At 34.6% G+C, this 21239-nt stretch carries 18 protein-coding genes and 1 pseudogene; 7 read left to right on the forward strand and 12 right to left on the reverse strand.

Going from position 1 to position 21239, the window contains the following annotated elements:
- Positions 1 to 162 precede the first annotated feature (162 nt).
- Both AC22L0_RS25445 and AC22L0_RS25450 read left to right on the forward strand, forming a co-directional pair.
- Positions 163 to 1554, forward strand: coding sequence for an amino acid permease (locus tag AC22L0_RS25445; protein ID WP_001164895.1), 1392 nt, complete (start codon positions 163 to 165; stop codon positions 1552 to 1554).
- 181 nt (positions 1555 to 1735) lie between these two features.
- Positions 1736 to 3283 carry a DNA-binding protein gene (locus AC22L0_RS25450; protein WP_487272518.1) on the forward strand — a complete coding sequence of 516 codons (1548 nt, stop codon included), beginning with the start codon at positions 1736 to 1738 and terminating at the stop codon, positions 3281 to 3283.
- Between the two features lie 35 nt (positions 3284 to 3318).
- On the opposite strand, the gene AC22L0_RS25455 is transcribed toward AC22L0_RS25450, so the two are convergent.
- Together AC22L0_RS25455 and brnQ1 are read right to left on the reverse strand one after the other, a co-directional pair.
- Positions 3319 to 5040, reverse strand: a complete 1722-nt coding sequence (locus tag AC22L0_RS25455; RefSeq protein ID WP_087964866.1) for a DUF2339 domain-containing protein — start codon at positions 5038 to 5040, stop codon at positions 3319 to 3321.
- 140 nt (positions 5041 to 5180) lie between these two features.
- Entirely contained in the window at positions 5181 to 6482 is a 1302-nt protein-coding gene (brnQ1, locus tag AC22L0_RS25460; RefSeq protein ID WP_087964864.1) for a branched-chain amino acid transport system II carrier protein BrnQ1, read from the reverse strand.
- A gap of 252 nt (positions 6483 to 6734) precedes the next feature.
- On the opposite strand from brnQ1, the gene AC22L0_RS25465 reads away from it, so the two are divergent.
- A complete protein-coding gene (locus tag AC22L0_RS25465; RefSeq protein ID WP_000443143.1) occupies positions 6735 to 8120 on the forward strand; it encodes a peptide MFS transporter in 1386 nt (461 codons plus the stop codon).
- 29 nt (positions 8121 to 8149) lie between these two features.
- Here the strand turns inward: AC22L0_RS25465 and AC22L0_RS25470 are convergent, their stop codons facing one another.
- From AC22L0_RS25470 to AC22L0_RS25490, 5 genes are all read right to left on the reverse strand, one after another.
- Positions 8150 to 9229, reverse strand: a complete 1080-nt coding sequence (locus AC22L0_RS25470; RefSeq protein ID WP_087964862.1) for a YHYH domain-containing protein — start codon at positions 9227 to 9229, stop codon at positions 8150 to 8152.
- A 139-nt stretch (positions 9230 to 9368) separates the two neighbouring features.
- Positions 9369 to 10001: a class A sortase gene (locus AC22L0_RS25475; RefSeq protein ID WP_001041724.1), complete on the reverse strand. Its 633-nt coding sequence runs from the start codon at positions 9999 to 10001 to the stop codon at positions 9369 to 9371.
- Between the two features lie 117 nt (positions 10002 to 10118).
- Positions 10119 to 10592, reverse strand: coding sequence for a DUF2178 domain-containing protein (locus AC22L0_RS25480; RefSeq protein WP_087964860.1), 474 nt, complete (start codon positions 10590 to 10592; stop codon positions 10119 to 10121).
- Complete coding sequence (locus tag AC22L0_RS25485) at positions 10585 to 10803, reverse strand: helix-turn-helix transcriptional regulator (RefSeq protein WP_000154020.1); 219 nt, start codon at positions 10801 to 10803, stop codon at positions 10585 to 10587. Before AC22L0_RS25485 ends, AC22L0_RS25480 begins: the two co-directional genes overlap by 8 nt.
- A gap of 112 nt (positions 10804 to 10915) precedes the next feature.
- Positions 10916 to 12196 carry a 3D domain-containing protein gene (locus AC22L0_RS25490; protein WP_001105775.1) on the reverse strand — a complete coding sequence of 427 codons (1281 nt, stop codon included), beginning with the start codon at positions 12194 to 12196 and terminating at the stop codon, positions 10916 to 10918.
- 631 nt (positions 12197 to 12827) lie between these two features.
- Between AC22L0_RS25490 and AC22L0_RS25495 the strand changes: the two are divergent.
- From AC22L0_RS25495 to AC22L0_RS25505, 3 genes and pseudogenes are all read left to right on the forward strand, one after another.
- A pseudogene (locus AC22L0_RS25495) lies at positions 12828 to 13358 on the forward strand (methyl-accepting chemotaxis protein); the annotation flags it as partial.
- 136 nt (positions 13359 to 13494) lie between these two features.
- Positions 13495 to 14307, forward strand: a complete 813-nt coding sequence (locus AC22L0_RS25500; protein ID WP_000434794.1) for an undecaprenyl-diphosphate phosphatase — start codon at positions 13495 to 13497, stop codon at positions 14305 to 14307.
- Between the two features lie 179 nt (positions 14308 to 14486).
- On the forward strand, positions 14487 to 14774 hold the full coding sequence (locus tag AC22L0_RS25505) for a hypothetical protein (RefSeq protein WP_025966743.1): 288 nt from the start codon (positions 14487 to 14489) through the stop codon (positions 14772 to 14774).
- Between the two features lie 129 nt (positions 14775 to 14903).
- On the opposite strand, the gene AC22L0_RS25510 is transcribed toward AC22L0_RS25505, so the two are convergent.
- Positions 14904 to 15107, reverse strand: coding sequence for a hypothetical protein (locus AC22L0_RS25510; protein ID WP_001268332.1), 204 nt, complete (start codon positions 15105 to 15107; stop codon positions 14904 to 14906).
- 171 nt (positions 15108 to 15278) lie between these two features.
- Between AC22L0_RS25510 and AC22L0_RS25515 the strand changes: the two genes are divergently transcribed.
- A complete protein-coding gene (locus AC22L0_RS25515; protein ID WP_000128014.1) occupies positions 15279 to 16430 on the forward strand; it encodes a VanZ family protein in 1152 nt (383 codons plus the stop codon).
- Between the two features lie 91 nt (positions 16431 to 16521).
- Here AC22L0_RS25515 and AC22L0_RS25520 read toward each other — a convergent pair whose 3' ends face one another.
- The 4 genes from AC22L0_RS25520 to cerA all read right to left on the reverse strand — a co-directional run bounded on the left by AC22L0_RS25520 (position 16522) and on the right by cerA (position 21035).
- Complete coding sequence (locus AC22L0_RS25520; RefSeq protein ID WP_000948950.1) at positions 16522 to 17838, reverse strand: D-arabinono-1,4-lactone oxidase; 1317 nt, start codon at positions 17836 to 17838, stop codon at positions 16522 to 16524.
- Positions 17826 to 18998, reverse strand: a complete 1173-nt coding sequence (locus tag AC22L0_RS25525) for an amino acid deaminase/aldolase (RefSeq protein ID WP_000373747.1) — start codon at positions 18996 to 18998, stop codon at positions 17826 to 17828. Before AC22L0_RS25525 ends, AC22L0_RS25520 begins: the two co-directional genes overlap by 13 nt.
- A gap of 107 nt (positions 18999 to 19105) precedes the next feature.
- A complete protein-coding gene (sph, locus tag AC22L0_RS25530) occupies positions 19106 to 20107 on the reverse strand; it encodes a sphingomyelinase C (RefSeq protein WP_000676797.1) in 1002 nt (333 codons plus the stop codon).
- A gap of 76 nt (positions 20108 to 20183) precedes the next feature.
- Complete coding sequence (gene cerA, locus AC22L0_RS25535) at positions 20184 to 21035, reverse strand: phospholipase CerA (RefSeq protein WP_000730997.1); 852 nt, start codon at positions 21033 to 21035, stop codon at positions 20184 to 20186.
- Between the last annotated feature and the right edge of the window lie 204 nt (positions 21036 to 21239).

Below are 21239 nucleotides of genomic sequence, written 5' to 3' on the forward strand. Positions count from 1 at the left end.
ATAGTTCGAATTTTAAGTTTAAGTCTGACAAGTACAGATGTAGTACAGTTCATTATGATTATTTTTGTAGCATAACAGATAGAAATGTTTTATAATTTGAAATAGTTAAATATTTAGTAAACGCATTCAAATATCGTTCACTCTACAAGGGGGATTCTTCTTATGCAGCACACAAACAAATCTGGAACTTTAAATCGTGGTTTAAAAGAACGACATATTACTTTAATGTCACTGGGCTCAGCTATTGGCGTTGGGCTATTTTTAGGATCCGCTTCCGCCATTAAACTAGCAGGTCCTTCTATTTTGCTAGGCTATATGATTGCCGGTCTCGTTATTTTTTTCATTATGCGAGCGCTTGGGGAAATGGCAATTGAACAACCTGTTGCTGGTTCTTTTAGTAAATATGCATATGATTATATTGGACCACTCGCTGGTTATATTACTGGTTGGAATTACTGGTTCTTATGGGTTGTTACTTGTATGGCTGAAATTACAGCAGCTGGCATTTACATGCAGTACTGGTTCCCTGATATCCCGCGCTGGACTTGGGCATTACTTGCTCTATTATTAATGAGCGCTTTTAACTTCTTATCGGTAAAAGTATTTGGAGAACTTGAGTTTTGGTTTGCTCTCATTAAAATTGTCACAATTATCTGTATGATAGTAGTCGGAGCTGGTATTATTTTATTCGGATTCGGAAACGGTGGTATCGCTACTGGTATTTCAAATCTTTGGTCACATGGTGGCTGGTTCCCAAATGGATTTTCTGGGTTACTACTCTCCATGCAGATGGTACTATTCGCTTATTTAGGCGTTGAATTAATCGGCGTTACAGCTGGTGAGGCTCAAAATCCGAAGAAAACACTCGCAAAGGCAATTGATAACGTATTTTGGAGAATTCTACTCTTTTACGTTGGGGCATTATTCGTTATGATGGCAATTTATCCATGGAACGAACTTGGTGAGAAAGGCAGTCCATTCGTATTAACATTCCAGCAAATTGGTATCGCAAAAGCAGCAGGTATTATTAACTTTGTCGTATTAACAGCAGCTCTTTCTTCTTGTAACGGTGGTTTATTTAGTACAGGCCGTATGCTATATACATTAGCTCAGCAGAAAAAAGCTCCTGAAAGATTTGGTCGTTTAAATAAAAATGGCATTCCAAGCCAAGGAATTGTAGCAACTGCTATCGTTTTACTAATTGGTGTTATATTAAACTATCTTGTACCTGCAAAGGTATTTACATGGCTTACTAGCATTTCAACTTTCGGTGCAATTTGGACTTGGGGCATTATATTAGTCGCTCAAATTAAATTCCGTAAAAGCTTGCCTACTCAAAATAAACAAAAGTTATCATATAAAATGCCTTTATACCCATTAAGCTCATATTTCTCACTTGCCTTCCTTGCACTAGTCTTATGTATAATGGCGTATTCAGAAGATACACGAATTGCATTGATTGTCGGCCCAATTTGGCTTATCGGCTTAGCAATCGTATATTACATGAAAGGGTTTCATAAGATTGATGAAACACCTAACTCAAAAATTAGTTAAGCAAAACATCCCTTCCTTATTACTTGGAAGGGATGTTTTTATATCTATATAAATATTTCTCAACAAAATTCACGGTATTTTTACAATTTTTTAATATTTTTTATGTTTTCCGTCTTTATTTTTACAGAAAAATAAATTACATTATTAAAGCACATATATTTATTATTAGGGGGATTCTTCTATGAAGAATAAAAAATGGATTACATTTTCTTTAGCAACAGCAATTACACTAAGTATAGGGACCTCGTTCATACCGTCTACTTATGCGGAAAGCTCTGTAGACCCAGCTCCTGAAATTGCTGCAAAAGTTGTAAATCAAAACAATGGGAAGACAGTATTATTCGATAATACACACGGTCAAACTGCTGGGACAGCTGACTGGGTTATTGACGGCGGCTTTTCTGACTTCGGAAACGGCATTGCAAAAAACGGATATCACGTAAAGGAACTTCGTAAATCAACACCTATTACGTACGAAGACTTAAAAGGTTACAATGTATTTATCGTTCCAGAAGCTAATATTCCTTACAAAAAATCTGAGCAGGACGCTATGTTACAATATGTGAAAAATGGTGGTAGTATCTTCTTTATTGCTGATCATTACAATGCAGATCGTAATAAAAATCGCTGGGACTCTTCTGAAGTATTTAATGGATATAGACGCGGTGCTTGGGATAATCCTGCAAAAGGAATGTCTAATGAAGAAGCAAATTCACAAGCTATGCAAGGAGTAGAAAGCTCTGATTGGCTCTCTGACAACTTCGGTATTCGCTTCCGCTACAATGCAATTGGTGATGTTTCAGCGAAAACAATTGTATCACCTGAACAATCTTTCGGAATTACAAAAGGTGTTTCGTCTGTAGCAATGCATGCTGGTTCTACTCTAGCAATTACAAACCCAAAACTAGCAAAAGGACTTGTTTACCTTCCAGAAAATCCATCAAAATGGAATAACGCTGTTGATATTGGCGTTTATAATGGCGGTGGTATTGCAGAAGGCCCATATGCTGCAATTGCAAAAGTAGGACTTGGAAAAGCTGCCTTTATTGGTGACTCTTCTCCTGTTGAAGATGCTACGCCAAAGTACGTTCGTGAAGATTCTGGCCAAACAAAGAAAACTTACGATGGTTATAAAGAAGAAAACGATGCTATCTTATTAGAAAACATCGTAAATTGGTTATCGAATAAAGAGACATTTACAAGTTTAGATCAAGTAAATGGTTTACAACTTGATTCACCTACAGCTCTACAGACATTTGAACAGCCAAGCTTATCAACAGAACCACAACCTGAACCTTGGGGTGCACCAAATGCAGGTTATCAATGGTTTAATACAAATACTTTCAAACCAGGTTCATACGGTTATAATGGTGCGGTAACAACAAGCGACTACGTCGTTACACACCCTAGCATTCTACCAAACAATGAAATTTTCCAAATGAAGATTCAAGTAAACAACTTACTACCTAATACAACTTATAACAACTATTCTTTAGGTATCTTCACTACTGGAGGAACACAAGTGGCTAAAGTACAAAATGCAAACGGCACTTGGCCATCTACTTTTGGATATAGCAGTGCATTTTCTTTCACAACAAACAGCTTAGGCTCTGCTGAGAAAGTTGTAAATGTACAGATTGATTCAAATACAATTGGACAAGCAACGCTTCGTCTACGCCAAAATACAACAACGAAATATAATGAAACTGTAACAATTAATAAGAAATAATAAAAAAGGCAATCCATACATGGATTGCCTTCTTCTCACTTCTCTTCCTTCGAGAAAAACATTCTTGAAATAACGATACCTATACTACCGACGATTAGGAATAACACTGCCCTAATCATCATCGATACCTCTGGTAAGTCAAGTAAGAATAACTTCCCTACCGTTACGACTAAAACGACTAAACCAGCATATAATATTTCATTCATATTTCTATTTCTTCCAAACCAAACCGCAAATAATGCATATACCATCCATAATAACGATACTGATACACTAATTACGCTTCCATCTGTAGATAAAACTTCACCGATTCTCGTAATTGTAATAAATACAATTATCATAAACCAATAGAGCACTATAGAATACATATATTTGCCGAAGCTCGCTAATACTTCTTTCGCTTCTCTCATGCAATAATAGAACGTTCCTATTAAAATAAGATGAGCAACAAAGCCTGCCGAAATAAATTGATCAAACGGGCTAAAAATAGTCTGTATCATTCCAATTGCGTAAACCGTCGCACTAACATACAACTTTATCTGTTGTTTTACTTTAATAGAAGTGACCATGCCGAGGAAACCTTGTAACAATAGTACAATCGCTGCATTCACTAAACTATACTCATATAAAATTGCTAAACTAAATGCTCCCATTGCGAAACCAAATAAGAGATTTGTAAATGTAGAATGTCTATTTTTCCTATATTCAAATACGAACATAACGGCATGCACGAGTGCACTAATAATTAATCCCCATGTTGTAAAATCATGTATTTTTGAAATAGCTAGTATAAAGAACACTGCATTTGCACTAAATATCGCCAAACGTGGTTCTAGTATAAAACTTCTCTCCGTAAACATATGCCAAAATAATAGTAAATGAATCAAACCATATACAATTGTTAACTGTATTTGCAAGTTCTCTACTAACATTGACATAACAGCAAAGAAAACGAAAAGGACAATGGCAGCAACAGCGTAAGAAATCATATATAAGTATTTATAACGATTTTTCAACGCATACCATAATAAACTAAGTGTTAATACTGTCTCATATCCAAAGAAAATATAAGGATTAGGAGTCGTACTATTTAACAAGAATGGTACGAAGAACGCTCCGACCGCTACAAAAATAGTGAGATATTCCGATTGATATCTTTTCGCTAAATAAATACCTAAAATAACCCATGCAATATTACAGAGAAACGCGACACTTGCCGGAATAAATCCATATAAATAATGTGCTGCAAACGTTGTTAGAACAATCCCAGTAATACTTCCTCCAGCTAATACTAACCCTAACGCCTGCCGCTCTCTTTTAATTTGAATATCTCCTATATAATACAATCCGATAGATAATACGATACCAAACACAATTCGTATCGCTGGTGTCAATAAGCCAGCATCTACCCCTGCTTTAAATAACCAGATCACTCCAAGCAACATAATACCTACAAATACACGCGGTAACCACGTCTGACAAAACTTAATAATATTAAATGGCTCTGGTTTAAAAGCCGATATATCTACTTGTTTTACCTGACGTTCTTGCAAAGGCCCTTTTATCTTAACTATTTCTTCTTTTGGCTTTTCCTCCATTACCGTTTCAATATATTCTTTCTTGTTCTTACTAACATGTTGCTGAGCGTTTTCTACTTCTATTTCCCTTTGCTTTACTTTTAATTCAGCAAGTGCTTCTTGAATTGTTTCAATTGCCGTTTCGAGTGCTTCTATTTTCTTATCCAAATCCTTCTTCATACGCTCCCCCCTCATTTGTAACTCTCATTAAACCTATATATTACCAATTATCTTTATCATACTCCTAGTCTATTCATTTTCAATAGTATTTTTTCCAAAAAAAGAAAGGCGTCTTCCAAAATCGGAAAACACCTTTTTACTCAGTTATTCTTATTTAAAACAATGCTAACGATGAAACCAAGACACATGCCTACAATAGCTGGAACAATCCACCCAACACCTTCTGTATAAAACGGAATGTATTTTAATGCTGACGTCCACTGATTCATCATTACATTTTTATTTAAAATATCAATTGCACTAAATATCGCTACAACCAAAACAGTTACTGCATATACGTATGCATACTTTCCAATATACTGATGGAATAACCCTAGAATAATAAGCGTTAACGCAATTGGATAAATAAATCCAAGAATTGGTACTGATACTTTTAAAATTTGCGTTAACCCTAAATTAGCTAAAATCATACTAACAACGCTTACTATAAATGCCCACAATTTATAAGATACTTTCGGAAATGCACTCGCAAAAAATTGACTACAAGACGTAACAAGTCCAATTGAAACACATAAACACGCGATAGTAAAAATAAGACCTAATAAAACGACTCCGCCCTGTCCAAATAATGTAATCATAACTTGTGCTAACACTTTCGCACCGTTATCAAATGTTCCTAATGAGCCACTAATTGCCCCCACATATCCAAGGATGACATAAATAATCGATAATAATAATCCTGCCACAATTCCAGCAATACTCATATATTTCGCTAAACCTTTATCATCTTCAATACCCTTTGCACGTAATGCATTTGCAATAACAATTCCAAAGATTAAAGCAGCTAACGCATCCATTGTTAAATATCCATCTAAAAACCCTTGAAACATAGGAGCTTGTCCATAGTTCCCTATTGGTTCTTTCATATCTCCTACCGGTGTAAACATACTCTTTATAAAAATAAGTGCAATCATACATAATAATAACGGCGTCAATACTTTTCCAAACAACCCCATTAATTTAGATGGAGATAAACTTAACCAGTAAACAATACTAAAGAAAATAACTGTGTAAAACAACAATAGTCCGCTTCCTGCTTCAGGGAATAACTGACCTGGCCCCATTTCAAAAGCTAAACTTCCCGCACGTGGTATACCAAGCCCAGGTCCAATAAATACATACACGATACATGGAAAAATAATTGCAAATGAAGAATGAACCCTACCCGCTAACGTTTGAAAACTTCCTGCTTTTGCAATAGAGATAACACCTAATATAGGAAGACCTGTTGCTGATATAATAAACCCTACTAATGAAATCCAAACATGTTCTCCTGCTTCATATCCAAGGAAAGGTGGAAATATCAGATTCCCTGCTCCAAAGAACATAGAGAATAACATAAGGCTAATAAGTAAAATTTCTTTTTTCTGTAACAATTTCATTTCTTTCTCCTTCTTTAATTTCATCTTTTATGAAATCAATTTCACATATAAAAAAGTACAATAACCCGCTTCCTTACAAAGAAAACATAGTCCATAGTCTATCACAAAAGAAACACCCATTCTATAGCTATTCCTCTTTTCCAATTTCTTCTGAAAAATCAACCTTTATTGACTTATAATAGTTAATAAAGTAAAATATTAAATGTACAAAATTATTAACTTTGTTTTTGTTTGTGTCAGGAGGAAAATAACATGGAATCAGCGATACAACTAGAAAGAGAACAACAAAGAAAAAAGAAACATCCTCCAGGTTTATACTTACTCTTCTTTACAGAAATGTGGGAAAGATTTAGTTACTATGGATTACGAGGATTATTAACATTATATTTAACGACAGCTTTAGTAAGCGGTGGTCTTGGGTTTAGTCCCGCATGGGCACTCTCTATTTACGGATTTTATACTGGAGCCTGTTATTTCACACCAATGATTGGTGGATACTTAACAGACCGTTTTCTAGGTAGACGAAAAGCAATCACAATTGGTGGTATAACAATGGCAATCGGTAACCTTACACTATTTGCCTTGCAAAACCAATTAGGCCTATACCTCGGATTAGCGCTTATTATTATAGGTAACGGATTCTTCAAACCGAACATCTCTACACTGGTTGGAGAATTATACGAAGAGAACGATCCAAAACGTGATAGTGCATTTACCATTTTCTATATGGGTATTAACGTCGGATCATTTTTAGCTCCACTCGTTTGCGGATTTTTATCAGAAAATTTATTCAAAACAACAGTTGATGGCGTTGTACATTACGGATTCCGTTACGGTTTCTTAGCCGCTTCAATCGGAATGATCATTGGACAAATTTTATTTACAACACTATCAAATCGCTTCCTTGGTAATATCGGTAAAAAACCAACTCGCGATTTACAAACAGCTGCTGGACAACCATCAGTAGGAGATACACCGTTAACAAAAAAAGAAAAACAACGTACCGCAGTTATCGTCATTTTAACATGCTTCGTTGTCTTCTTCTGGGCTGGCTTTGAACAAGCTGGTAGCTCATTAACATTATATACAAACAAATTTGTAGACCGCTCTGTGTTCGGATGGGAAGTTCCAACATCTTGGTTCCAATCGGTCAATCCATTATTTATTATTTTACTTGCTCCAGTCATTTCTGCATTATGGGCAAAACTTGCAACTCGCAAGCAGGGTGATTTAAAAATCCCAACTAAAATGGGACTTGGTATGATCTTACTCGGTATCGGTTATATCATTCTCGTTATCGCTACATTAAAAACAGGTAGTGATGAACATAACATTACAGAAAAAGCAAACTTACTGTTTATCGTCTTTACGTATCTTTTCCATACGTTAGGTGAGCTATTCTTATCACCTGTCGGACTATCAATGGTTAGTGCGCTTGCTCCGGTAAAATTAGCATCTTTATTAATGGGTGTATGGCTAGCAAGTTCAGGTATCGCCAACATTTTAGGCGGACAACTTGCAAGCTTCACAACTTCACTTGGATACGCTGAAGTATTCACAGTTATTGGCGCTGTGGCAATTGTATTAGGCTGTGTTTTATTATTAATTTCTAAGAAATTAGTGAAATGGATGGATTAAAAAAGATGAGGAATTTCTCCTCATCTTTTTTATGCTGTTTTACCTTTTTCTATTGCTTGTTCGTACAGCTCTTTATGTTCTTTATATTCACTTGGTACGAAACTCTTATAGAAGAATGAGAACCAGCTGTCTCCTTTTTTATACCCTTCTTCTCGAATTTCCGCTGCTTTTTTATTCGATTTAAATCCTTCAGTAAACCATTTCTTTAACAATTCATTTCGTTCATACTTAGCAGGAACTTTTAAATCATAGTTTTCAAATGCATACTTATAGCCAGCCTTTTCTACTGCCTTTTTTGTAGACTTATAGCCTTTTTCATACGCTGTTTCATATGCCTTCACGTATACTTCTTTCTCTCTATTTCCAGGATTCTTTTCAGCTAGTTCTTTCCCTGTCTTTTCCCCTAATTTAGCTTGCTCTTTTTCAATTTTTTCTGTTCTTTCTTTATTCCCTACTTTGAATCCGTCTGCAAAGTTTACCTTAAACTCTGGAGCAACTTGACTATCGTCCATTGTCTCTTGTGCTAAACCTTGTTCTTTTCCTTTTTCAAAATGCGTTTTCTTCTGCTCTTCTAAAGACCATGCGGCTACATAAGTCGCTTTAAACGCTTGTTTATATGCATCAGATTTTCCAGCTACATGCACTTCTGCATCATTTTTTCCTTCTTTAAAATCAGTTTCTCCATTCTTTTGACCTTCAAGTTGACCTTTTTCCATATCAGCTTGGCGCTGCGCTTCCTCTTGCTTACGTGCCTCTTCAGCTTTTCTTTGTTCCTCGGCTACACGTTGTCTCTCTTCTTCAGCTTTACGCTGTGCTTCTGCAGCACGTTGTTTTTCAGCCTCAGTATTGCGCTGTGCTTCTGCTTGTCTCTCAGCTTCTACAGCACTATTATTATTCTGACTAGGAGCTGGGCTCGTTGCGCCACTACTAGAAGCTGGTTTATTGTGATAATGATATTCCCCGTACTGTAATCCCCACTTCTCACAATTTGTACGACACGTATGTCCGCCATTAGCATCTGTACGCCCTGGATGCGCATAAGCTGAAATTGGAGCTACCAATAACGCTATACTCGTTGTTAAAAGAAGTTTCTTCACCTGTTGTCTCACTCTTGTTCCTCCCAAAATATAGAATTCTAAATTTATTATACATAAATAGAAGAATAATTAAATACAAACCGAAATATTCTATTATTTCTCAACATTAGTAAAAAAGAAGGGGAACTCTTTAAAGAGTTCCCCTTCTTTTTTACTTCTTCGCCTTCGTTCCTACTAAATCACCAGCAACAACATAACGCTTAGAATTGTCCTTTACAGATACACATGTAATAAGCGTTATCTCATCTTTCCCATGATCCTCTACAACTTCCCACTTATCAGGAGTCACTTCAGATACACCAGTAACCGCATACTCATATTCATTTTCATTGTCATACAAATAAATTTTATCGCCTTTTTTCAAAGAAGCTATATCACTAAATAAAACACCTTTTTTAGACATATTATGTCCTGCTAATGCGTAATTTCCTTTTCCCATAACTTGATTCTCTTTTACTGTCGCTGCACCTGATAATAAGTTTTTTTCAGTAGAAGCTTTTAAAACAGGCAGTTCTACTGAAACACTTGGAATCGAAATACGACCAATTACTTGTTTCTTATCTAATGATGCATTCGCTACTTCCGCCAAGTCTGGTTGATTAATTTTGGAAGCATCTACAAATTCCGTCTCATGCTTTTCATAATCCATCTTTTGAACAGCCTGCACATTTTCAGTCTGTTTCTTTTCAGCCTGATATCCATCATAAAATGGCTTTCCAATTAACACGCCACCTACAACAAATAGCAGAATTGCTACTATACTATAAATTCTTTGCTTATTCATACACAGTTCCTTTCCCTTACAAAATCTTACTCTATATAAAATGATAAAATAATATCGCTATATGTACAAGTATTAGCTTAAAAAGAAACCTTCTTGCCGGTGCAAGAAGGTTTCTTTTTAAGCTAATTTATTTCTGTATAGTGATACGTGAAATACTGTCATTTGAATAAAGAAAATAGAATATAGAATATATAATGGGTATCCAGGAAGATATTCATTAATAATAGGCGAAAAAGTTAAAAATCCAACTGCACAAGGTAACACAAACCATAACGATACAAATGTTGTTCTACAAGCTTTATCCGTAATCGCTTTTTCACGTTCATCTTCTAGTGGAAATAATAATGGATACATCCAAAAAGATAAATTCTTATATTTTTTCTTTTGAATTCTATAAAAAATTGTAACTATAATTGCTCCAATAAATAATAAAATGAATGGTACTCCATTAAACCATACTTCAAACGGGAATTTCTCGTTTTTAATTATATCTGCTAACTCTGTAATAACACTATAAAATTCAACAAATGTCCAACATGCTAGTGCAGTATAGAGTACATTTATAATATAAGAAAAAACAATTCTATTCATCCTTTTCCCCCTCCTTATTTAAAACAAACACATCTTCCATCTTTAACTGAAACACATCACAAATCGTAAGTGCCAATAACAACGAAGGAACGTAATCCCCTTTTTCAATTGCTGCAATTGTTTGTCTCGTTACTCCAACCTTTTCTGCTAATACGCTTTGCGTAAAGTTAAAACGAGCTCTTAATTCTTTTACTCTGTTTAAAATGGTCAAATTTACCACCTCTCACCATTATTGTATGCTATCCTTAACAAAATGTAAACTCAACTTAACATTATTATTATAAAAAAATCCAACTCTACGTATTGTAAAGTTGGATTACGTGTTAGTTTAAAATTGTAACTTTAACTGTTCTTCTGCCCCAACTACTTGATGAACCTTTATCTGGCATTAAAACATCAATTCTATGCCCCTTAATAGCTCCACCAGTATCGGCTGCAATTGCTACTCCATAACCTTCAACATTTACAGTCTTACCTAATGGAATAACATTTGGATCTACAGCAATTAATTTCATTCCTGGGTTTGCAGTTAAGTTATAGTGTCCCCATGCAGAAAATACTTGTTGACCTGGTGCATAACCATTTTCCGCTGGATCAGCTGTATAAGCTGTAGCTTCTACATAAATTTCTTTCCCACCAGCAGTTGGCTTAGAAGGTGGTTCAGGTTGTGCAGGTTTGGTAGGTTCTACCTTCGAATTATTATTAGCAACTGGTTCAGCTGGTTTATTAGCTTTTTCTTGTTTTTGCTTTTCAGCAATTTCTGCTTGTGCTTTCGCTAAAGCTTCTTGCTCTGCTTTTGCAGCCGCTTCTGCTTTTGCACGCTCTTCCGCTGCGATTCTTGCTGCTTCTTGTTCACGAGCAATTGTTTCTTGTACTGCCTTCATATTTGATTCAATTTTAGCTTTCTCTTCCGCTGCTAAATTAAGTTGGCTTGCAACTTCATTATATTTAGCTTGAACTGTTTGCAAGTTATCTTGACGTTTTTTCAGGTTATCTTGCAGTTCAGCTTGCGCTTTTGCTAATTTTTGTTTGTCTACTACTAAAGATGCTTCTTTTTCGTCAATTGTTTTCTTATCTTCTTCAATTTGACGAAGATCTTGTTCTTGTAGACGTAAAATTTCTTTATCAGCTTCTAGAATAGTAGAAACTGCGTTCATACGTTGTAAGAAGTCTGCAAAGTTTTTTGACTCTACTACAACTTCTACTACTAAACTTGTATTTGAACTGTTCTGAACAGAAACCATACGTTTTCTCATAATATCTTTACGAGCAAGGACTTTATCCTCTAAAACGATAATTTCTTCCTTTTTTTGTTCAATCTGCTTATGTGTTTCATCAATTTTACGTTGAATAGCAGCTTGATCCTCTTTATTTTTTGCAATTGTATTATTTAAATTATGTAGTTCGTTTTCGATACCTTTAATTTCTTTACTAACAGCTTGCTTCTCTTGCTCTTTCTTTTGCATTTCTGCATCGTTTTGTTGCAATTGCTGTTGCATGTTGTTAAGTTTCTCGTCGTTTGACTCTGCTTTAACAGCGACTGTACTAGAAAGACCGATAATTCCTGCTAATACTAGACAGCTGATTCGCTTAAAATAGTTCATAATCCGACTCCCTTCTTATACAGTTATACATGATTTATTTTACAGTTTGTTTACAAAACGATTAAATACAGTTTATTTTTCGTGACGAAAAAAAGAGAATTATGAATAAAATGTAATAGATTCTTAAATATTTAACAATTCCTATATTTAAAAAATACAAAAGATGCTAAAATCCAAATATAGAGAAAATATAACTTTCGAAGGCGGTTGAAATAAATACATGTTTACTCAAAAAAAATCACTCCAACATACAATTGCTCAATTAGAAGAGCGTATACAAGAATTAGAAGCAGAATTAAAACAAAAAGATATGGAAAAGCAAGAGACTATTTCTACTATCCACGATCGTGTACAAAGCGTTGTACAAGAGCATCAACTTGTAAATAACCAACATAATACACTTCAAAATTTAGTTCAACAGTTAAGTTCATGTTTCGAAAATGTTTCAACACGTACGACACATTCCAATGAGTTAAATAATGAAATGTTACAAAAGGAACAAAGCTTAATTCAGTCTATTGCAGAAATTATTGACTGCTCTAATGAAGGAAAAGAATCCGTTCACCGCTTACTTATTGTAATTAATAAATTAGGTGAACAATCTCAACGCACGTCTAATAGTATGAATCATCTAAGCGAACGCTCAAAGGAAATCGAGCAAATTGTAGAAGTCATTCAAAACATTGCAGCACAAACAAATTTACTTGCATTAAATGCGAGTATTGAAGCCGCGCGTGCTGGAGAGCACGGTAAAGGATTCGCTGTCGTTGCCAATGAAGTAAGAAAACTAGCGGAAAGTACAGCAGAAAGTACAAAAAACATCGGCAACTTAACGAAAAAAATTCAAGAAGAAATTGAAAAAGCATATGATAACACAAAAGATAATTTACATTTAGTCGATGAAGGTGTAGAAATGAGCGCCGATACAAATGCTAGAATTGAAAATATTTTAGTTATGATTCAAACGTTACAAAATGGTGCTACAAATGTTATTAAGGCTATCGAAAACCAAAAGTCTTGTAATGATGACATATTACGAGAATTTGCTAACACACAACAAATGTTCCAAAAATTAAATACTACTATTATGAATCATATTCATGATGCTGAAAAAGTCGATGTTCAATTGTCTAAAAGTCTTCAAGGAACAGTGACTTCTTAATTAAAATTAAGAATCCCTTATACTGCTATAAGGGATTTTTATTTTATTTAGAATATTTATTTCTTTTCAATATTCATCCATATCTTTGTTATAATGGAAAAGTTGTTTCTTTCAACTAATAAACAAGGAGGTTATTATGGAACAATTTTACTACGTTTTAAAATATTTAATTCTCGGTCTGTTCCAAGGATTAACAGAACCAATTCCGATTTCTTCAAGTGGTCATCTCGTTTTAGCACAACATTTGCTAGGACTAAAAATAGAAGGGTTTAGCTTCGAACTACTTGTTAATTCAGCTTCATTATTAGCTGTATTACTTATTTATAGAAATGATTTAATTCGTCTAACGAAGAATGGTCTCTCTTATATATTTACAAGAGCAGAAGACGCAAAATCAGATTTCTTCTTTATTATTTATCTTGTTATTGCAACCATTCCAGCAGGTGTTATTGGTGTTTTATTTAAAGATTACATCGATCAGTACTTAAAAGGTGTGAAGATGGTTGGGATTTCCCTTCTTATTACTGCTGTCGGCCTTTGGATTATTAGAAATTTACGCGGTCGTAAAAATGATGGCGACCTTTCTATGAAAGATGCAATCATCGTCGGATTAGCACAAGCTTGCGCACTGATTCCCGGAATAAGCCGATCTGGTGCCACAATCGTAGCAGCAATGTTACTTGGTATGAAGCAAGAAACAGCTCTTCGCTTCTCATTCTTACTATACATTCCTGTTAGCTTAGGTGGCTTATTGTTAAGCATTACAGACATTGCAAATGATCCAAATCTAGACACATTATTCGTACCATATGTCGTTGCATTCATCGCAACATTTATCATGACGTATATTTCACTAAAATGGTTTATGAACATTATGGCAAAAGGAAATTTAAAATATTTCTCTTTCTATTGTATTATCGTAGGTGTACTTACTCTTATTTTCTTATAAAGTAAAACTTACAAATTAAAAGCGAGTCATCTAGTGTAATAGAATGACTCGCTTTTTTATACCTTTATTAAGTTAAAACCTATTATTTACTTATAATTTTCAGAATAGTATAATATTTATCAAGTTCACTATTACAGTAATTCTATCTTTCCTACTATTATCGTAAAAGAGGTGTTTATATGTTTATAGTTACTAAACTCATTCACATTAAGTACGAATATGAAAATGAGCTACTTTATGGGCTTAGACAATATTATCCTTCTCCCGGAACGAACGGTTGTATTAACATAGAGTTTTCACCTGTTCATCGTACAAATGATAAGGCAGAGTATATGATTCGTATGTTATGGAAAACACAACAAGATTACCATACATGGCTTTCTCAAAAAGAAGGCAATGAAACTTTGAAGCACAAAATACAAGGCTATATCCTTTCTTCCAAATCAAATGCTACCTATGTGCATTAATCCTTCTCTTTTTATTCCTTACGAGGGCCAAAATGATAAAGTGAAACTTTAATCAGCCCTCATCAATTGGGCTGTTCACAAATAACGAGATAAGGACCTCTTACTTTTCATACTGTAAGAGGGCTTCTCTTATGCATACACTTTCTTCTCTTGACAATACAAACGAATAACATGTTTATTTTGTTGAAATACATCATGCGTCAGCCGAATAATAATAAAGTTTCGTTTTGTTTGATCATCATGAACAAAAATCTGTTCTCCCTCCTGAAAACGCCATGCACTTTCAAAAGTCGTAATATGATCCCCACTTACAGAAAAAAGTTCATATCGCATCTCTTGTACCCTCTCTTAACTTATATAATCATGATATCCTTATATTAGATTTATTATAACTTAATTCCTGTAAAATTAGTAATTATTTCTATTTCGAAATATTTTAACTTTGTATTTAAATATTTTTAGCGCTATAATGATAAACGAATTTTTATTGAAAGGAGTTTTACTTTGACTGCATATTTATTTCCAGTGAAAACAGCATTTATTTTATTTCCTTTTTTAGCAATGTTTCTTTTAATCCCTTTTTTAATATTTAATTATCGAAAATACGGTTATTTAAATAAATGGCGCTCATTTATTTTATACTCATTATTACTTTACTTATTAAATGCCTATTTTCTTGTTATTTTGCCGTTGCCACAAACGTTTGATACTTGTAGCCTACAACCGGCTAATACACAACACATGCAACTCGCACCATTTTATTTCATACAAGAGATTAGTAGTCATACATCGGCAGTTTTAACGAAACCAGCTACTTATTTCTACTTATTAAAAGAGTCTGCGTTTTTACAAGTTGCCTTTAACGTTCTATTAACTGTTCCATTCGGTATTTACTTACGTTATTATTTCCGACGTAGTTTCTTACAAACAATTTGCATTTCCTTTTTCCTTTCACTATTTTTCGAGCTAACACAAGTGACTGGATTATACGGTATATACAATTGTGCATACCGATTATTTGATATCGATGATTTGTTTTTAAATACATTAGGTGGCGTAATTGGTTTTATCATTGCACCAATATTTACGTACTTCCTTCCGAAGACAAACGAGTTAGATAGTCATATTGATTTGGAAACGAAACCAGTCGGATTCATTCGTCGCCTTATCGCGATGCAAATTGATTGGATTTTCTTATCTATCGTCGTACCTGTCGTTAAAAACAAAGGAAATTCTTTCTTCGTTTCTAATATGCAATCTTACACCAATATGTATGAACTCATTTTCATTACGTGTTCAATCCTTATTTACTTTATTATTATTCCATACTTTACTAACGGAAAAACAATTGGGAAAGCATTGCTTCGCATTCACGTGAAAGGAAAATCAAATCGTATTACATTAAAAGAACTATTTATTCGCTACGGTATATTTTATTTTGCATTAGGTGGAATCAATTATATTCTTTCTAGTAGCTCTATTTTAAATCACACAGAGCCTTTAGTATTACTCGTTACATTATTATTCCTATTCATCATTAACGGCCTATTTATTATTCATGTTTTACTGCATGTATTTAGCCGTGATAAACTACTATTTTATGAACATATTAGTCATACAAGAAATGCAATTACACTAAAAAAAGGTGACAAATAATTATTTGTCACCTTTTTCATATACATAATGTGAAACTTTAATTAGCCCTCACCTAACTTCTTTGCTTCCACTGAATTTTGAGGTAGGGGTCTTACTGCCTGACAAATAGCGGGATAAATAACTTCTCCGCATAAGGATTAAAAAACATTCCAAGTTCATCTAGAGATTTCCTCACCTGTAAAAACGAATGAAACTCTGGATATATATATTGTAATTGTTCATACGATAATGTATGCATTTTCCCCCAATGTGGACGCCCTTCATACTTCAGAAAAATCTTTTCCACTTCGCCAAAGTAAGCAGCATATTTCATACCTTTATACATATGAACAGCGATATATGCTGAATCTCTTCCATAGGCCGGACTAAGCCATATATCATCCCCTTTCACATAGCGGCATTCGATTGGGAAGTGCACCTTATACTTTTTCTTTTCAATAAGATTTGAGATTTCTTCTACAACCGTCCTCATATACTTTGAAGGAATGCTATACTCCATTTCATAAAATGGCACCGTACGTGATGTAGCAAATACTTCATAGCTCGGGCCAATTATTTTTGTGTTTGGTACAGCTTTAGCTGATAACCGACTCACGCCTTTACTTATAGAAGGAAACCATTTACATCCTTTAGATAGTAAAGAGAACATCCTATTTTCAAGTAACTCCACCTTTAGTTTATGCCATTTCAAATCACTGCCTTTATTCGTTGTTTCGTTCGTAAGTTTCACTTGTACTTCATCAGAATAAGGAAAAACGAAAAATTCAAAATGACGATGCTTCTTATATTCTTCTAGTTTGTTCATTACAGTGGATAATGACTGTTTTTCACTTTCATAAACGAGTGAATACGCTGGAATAACCTTCAATTTTATCTTTACAATGATACCTAACATTCCAAGTGACAACTGAAACGCTCTCCAATATTCTACGTTCTCAGCTTCCGAACAAACTATACTCTCACCATTAGATAGAACTGCCGTAATCTCTATAACTTGTGTTGATAAACTCCCAAAGGTAATACCCGTTCCATGAGTCCCCGTACTAATCGCTCCTGCAATAGATTGCGAATCAATATCCCCTAAATTTTCTTGCGCATAACCTTTTTCCTCAAGTAACTTCCCTAAATCATATAACTTTGTTCCTGCCCATACTTCAGCAACCATCTTCTCTGCATCAATATTCACAATACCCTTCAATTCATCTAAAGAAACTAAAACTTCTTCCGTTTGCACAAGGGGGGTAAACGAGTGTCCTGAACCGACAACACGAATTTTCTTTCCCTTTTTTCGCGCAAGCCCCACAACTTCTACTACATCTTGTATACTTTCTGGATACATCGTATAATGCGGCGTTCCTTCTACATTCCCTGTCCAATTTCTCCACTTTTGTCCCTTTATAGAAAGCATTGGCCATCCCCCCGATATGTTGAATACTCCCCGACAATCTCTCCTTTTTTAACACGATATAAAAAAGGAAAGCGTTCACATAATTCACCAGCCTTACTATGACGAAACAAAATGGTCTCTCCTATATCCACTCGTTCCTCGCCGTTATAAAAAATTGGCGTTTGTACCTCGCCAGCACCTTCTAAAGCTAATAATTTTGCACCCTTCGGTCTCCAAACTTCAGGCTCTTTATCTTTTCCAACTGCTCCTGAAGCAATATATCCACCACCTAGGCAAGTGTAAATAAACGGGACTGGTTTACGCACAACTGGTAAGGCAAATCCGACCGCTGGATGAAATTTCACCTCTTTATAATAATCAAACAGCTTCGGAGAATAAAAAGCAGAACCTATTGTAATCTCTGAAACTGAATTATCTTTCTCGGTTGTTTTTATGCTTCCTGTTCCGCCTCCATTTACAAACCTTAGCTCAATACCAATGTTTTGTATTGCTTTTACAATATGTTCTCTTCTTTCTTTAACTTCTAGCACTGATTTCTGCTTTAAATACGAAATCACTTTACTTTTCAACCATTGATTCGGTATATAATCGCCCACCCCGGCAATTTGAGCTTCATATCCCATTACACCATCTAACATTAAATATGATGACCTTCTCACCTTTTCTACTACTTTCAACGCATCCTGCACATTTTTTACTGGGGACCTTTGTACACCAAAATGAAATTGAAAGAAGCGACTACTCATATCAATATCCAAACAAACACGAAAACATCCTTTAGATTGCTCAGCAATGTTTTCTAAATACACAATATGCTCTTCACAATCCACCATACAAGTTATAATGAAACCTTTCTTTGTTAACAAACTAATTTCATACAGAGCTCTTTCATCGTAAGCAGGATATCCAAGCAATAAATCATTAAATCCTTGTTCTATTAAAAATAAAATCTCTCTAGGTGAAAAGCACATAATACCTTGAAATCGATCATTTGCAGCTAGTATCTTTTGCATAATCGGAACAGAGCGTAACGATTTACTCGCTATACGAATCTTTTTATTTCCACTTAACTCTATAATCGATTGAATATTTCTATCTAAAGCCACTTCATCCAAAAATGCACACGGTAATGGAACTTCTTTAAAAATTCCTCGATCCACATTTTTCTCTCCTCTTCTCAATATGTCTTATACATATTGGAAAGAAAGTGTGATTTTCCTGTTTGCAAATAAAAAAAGTTTCTTCTTTACGAAGAAACTTTTTGAAACTACTTCATAGAAATAGTCGCCTCTACTGGATAATGATCAGAGTAATCATTATACGTATATTTTTGGAACCATGATGTAACAGTCCATTGTGGAGATTGCGGCTGTAACACCTTATTCTCTATATACGATGGGTTCGCATGGTCTTTACTTGCAATAATATAATCTAAATACTCAGCAGGACTATCAGGGAAATTATATTTTGCAATACTGTTTGTCGTTGCGTCCCAAGTCGCTGTATGTCCAGTATAAGATGGTACAGAAGCGTTCAATGTTTTAAACATAGATGCATACTCTGAGTCATTCTTGTTCTCTGCATTTATTTTATTTACGTTCATATCACCACCAATTAACACATACTCATTATTTGGTATATTTTTATTTTTAATAAAGTCTTGAATTTCTTTTAATTGGTCTGTACGTACAGATGCAGGTGAAGTTTTTCCGCACATACTATCTTCCGCTTGCAAATGCGTACCAATTACATGAACAAAGCGATCATTTTTCTTAATTTTCGTGTATACAAATCCTTTATTCGATAAATTATCTGGCCCGCATCCTTTTGCAAATACATATTGAATCTTTTCAGCGATTGGCCATTTGCTCACAATCGCAACGCCACCATCTTCAGGAGTTGAAGATGAATAGTTTCCTAACGTTTTATCCCATTCACTTCCACTACTACGACCTAATACTGCCGTTTGATTTGGATATTCTTTCTTCAAATTCCCTAATAAACGATCTGATGCGCTATTATCAAACACTTCATTTAATATAACTACGTCTTGATTCTTTATATAATCTGCCGCCCCGATTAAATCAGCACGCTCAGTTTGTCCCCAGTTCGGATATAAGTTTGTTGATAGCATATATACATTATGCGTCATCACTTTTAATGTATCGTTTTGATTTGTAGACGCTTCTGCTTGAGCTGACGTTCCACTATATAAAGCTCCTAGACCAACACCTAAGCTAAGTACACCTTTTAGCAATTTACCTTTCACGTTTCATACCTCCATGTATTGTATAGTGATAAAAAGGCCAAATACTCTATTCTGAGATTTGACCTTTTTTAAATACTTAACGATTTCCGTACGTATCAAACCAAAGCTGAATATATCCAGCAGTAACACGTTGTGCATCCATTAAACGCTTACCTGTCATTGGTGTAACTTCAGCGCGCCATTTATCTGCATATTCTTGTGATACAGCAGCTCTCACGAACCAATCTTTCGTATTATCATTTACAATGCCAGCGTAATCTTGTTTCGCAACTACTGCCGCTCCATGAATCCAATCTTCTGGATTCGTACCTTTCCAGTTCCAATATCCATTTCCATCCGTTACTTTATAGTTATCTTTTATCGTATCTACAAAGTTTTCATATTTAGAATGGAACCCTTGTGGATACGAAAGGTTCGTAAAGTTTGCTGCATGCATCGGTTGGTTTACATCCCCTAGATAATGAAGAGATAATCCTAAATAGAAGAATGCTTGTTTCATATCTTTATTTTTGTAAGACTCACCAGCTAATTTAAAATACTTAGCTCCAGTTTCCTTTGCCTGCTTTGCATACGGAATATAAGTTTTCCCATTGTCAGGGTCATAGAAATGTGAAGCAAATGTGCTATTATCATAATAAGGATTTTCATAGTCAGCAGCATAAATACCGTTCTCTAACTCCGTACGCCATTCATTTAATAGTGCAACTCGATCTTGTTTTACAAGTGTTGTATTACGAGACATAATATCAATTGCACGGTTTACAATCCATAAATGAGAATTCACGCCTTCTTTATGTTTATCTTCAGCAGACCAGCGCGGAATAACTCCAAATCTCTGTCCCCCATCATTTTCATGAGCAAATGCAACACTTTGTAATGGAGCAACTAATGTAATAGCTGCCGCTAAAGCAAGTACTTTCTTTTTCATATAAAATCCTCCATTTTATAATTGAATTATTGTAAACATTTTGTTAGGATCCTATGATGTCGTCCGGTTAACCTATGACTAGAATATCCCACCTTTCACGAAATTTCTATCAATAAATTAAAATATGCAAATGTTCATATCATTATAACTTTATACACAGTGAATATAATGAATGAATACACTTTCATTTTAATAAACTATTAT

The sequence above is a fragment of the Bacillus sp. LQ01 genome (genome assembly GCF_057624735.1).

Bases quoted from the DNA above. Each gene is read 5' to 3' on its own strand.
- AC22L0_RS25445 (WP_001164895.1), top strand. From the start codon at position 163: ATGCAGCACACAAACAAATCTGGAACTTTAAATCGTGGTTTAAAAGAA.
- AC22L0_RS25450 (WP_487272518.1), top strand. From the start codon at position 1,736: ATGAAGAATAAAAAATGGATTACATTTTCTTTAGCAACAGCAATTACA.
- AC22L0_RS25455 (WP_087964866.1), bottom strand. From the start codon at position 5,040: ATGAAGAAGGATTTGGATAAGAAAATAGAAGCACTCGAAACGGCAATT.
- brnQ1 (WP_087964864.1), bottom strand. From the start codon at position 6,482: ATGAAATTGTTACAGAAAAAAGAAATTTTACTTATTAGCCTTATGTTA.
- AC22L0_RS25465 (WP_000443143.1), top strand. From the start codon at position 6,735: ATGGAATCAGCGATACAACTAGAAAGAGAACAACAAAGAAAAAAGAAA.
- AC22L0_RS25475 (WP_001041724.1), bottom strand. From the start codon at position 10,001: ATGAATAAGCAAAGAATTTATAGTATAGTAGCAATTCTGCTATTTGTT.
- AC22L0_RS25480 (WP_087964860.1), bottom strand. From the start codon at position 10,592: ATGAATAGAATTGTTTTTTCTTATATTATAAATGTACTCTATACTGCA.
- AC22L0_RS25490 (WP_001105775.1), bottom strand. From the start codon at position 12,196: ATGAACTATTTTAAGCGAATCAGCTGTCTAGTATTAGCAGGAATTATC.
- AC22L0_RS25500 (WP_000434794.1), top strand. From the start codon at position 13,495: ATGGAACAATTTTACTACGTTTTAAAATATTTAATTCTCGGTCTGTTC.
- AC22L0_RS25505 (WP_025966743.1), top strand. From the start codon at position 14,487: ATGTTTATAGTTACTAAACTCATTCACATTAAGTACGAATATGAAAAT.
- AC22L0_RS25510 (WP_001268332.1), bottom strand. From the start codon at position 15,107: ATGCGATATGAACTTTTTTCTGTAAGTGGGGATCATATTACGACTTTT.
- AC22L0_RS25520 (WP_000948950.1), bottom strand. From the start codon at position 17,838: ATGCTTTCTATAAAGGGACAAAAGTGGAGAAATTGGACAGGGAATGTA.
- cerA (WP_000730997.1), bottom strand. From the start codon at position 21,035: ATGAAAAAGAAAGTACTTGCTTTAGCGGCAGCTATTACATTAGTTGCT.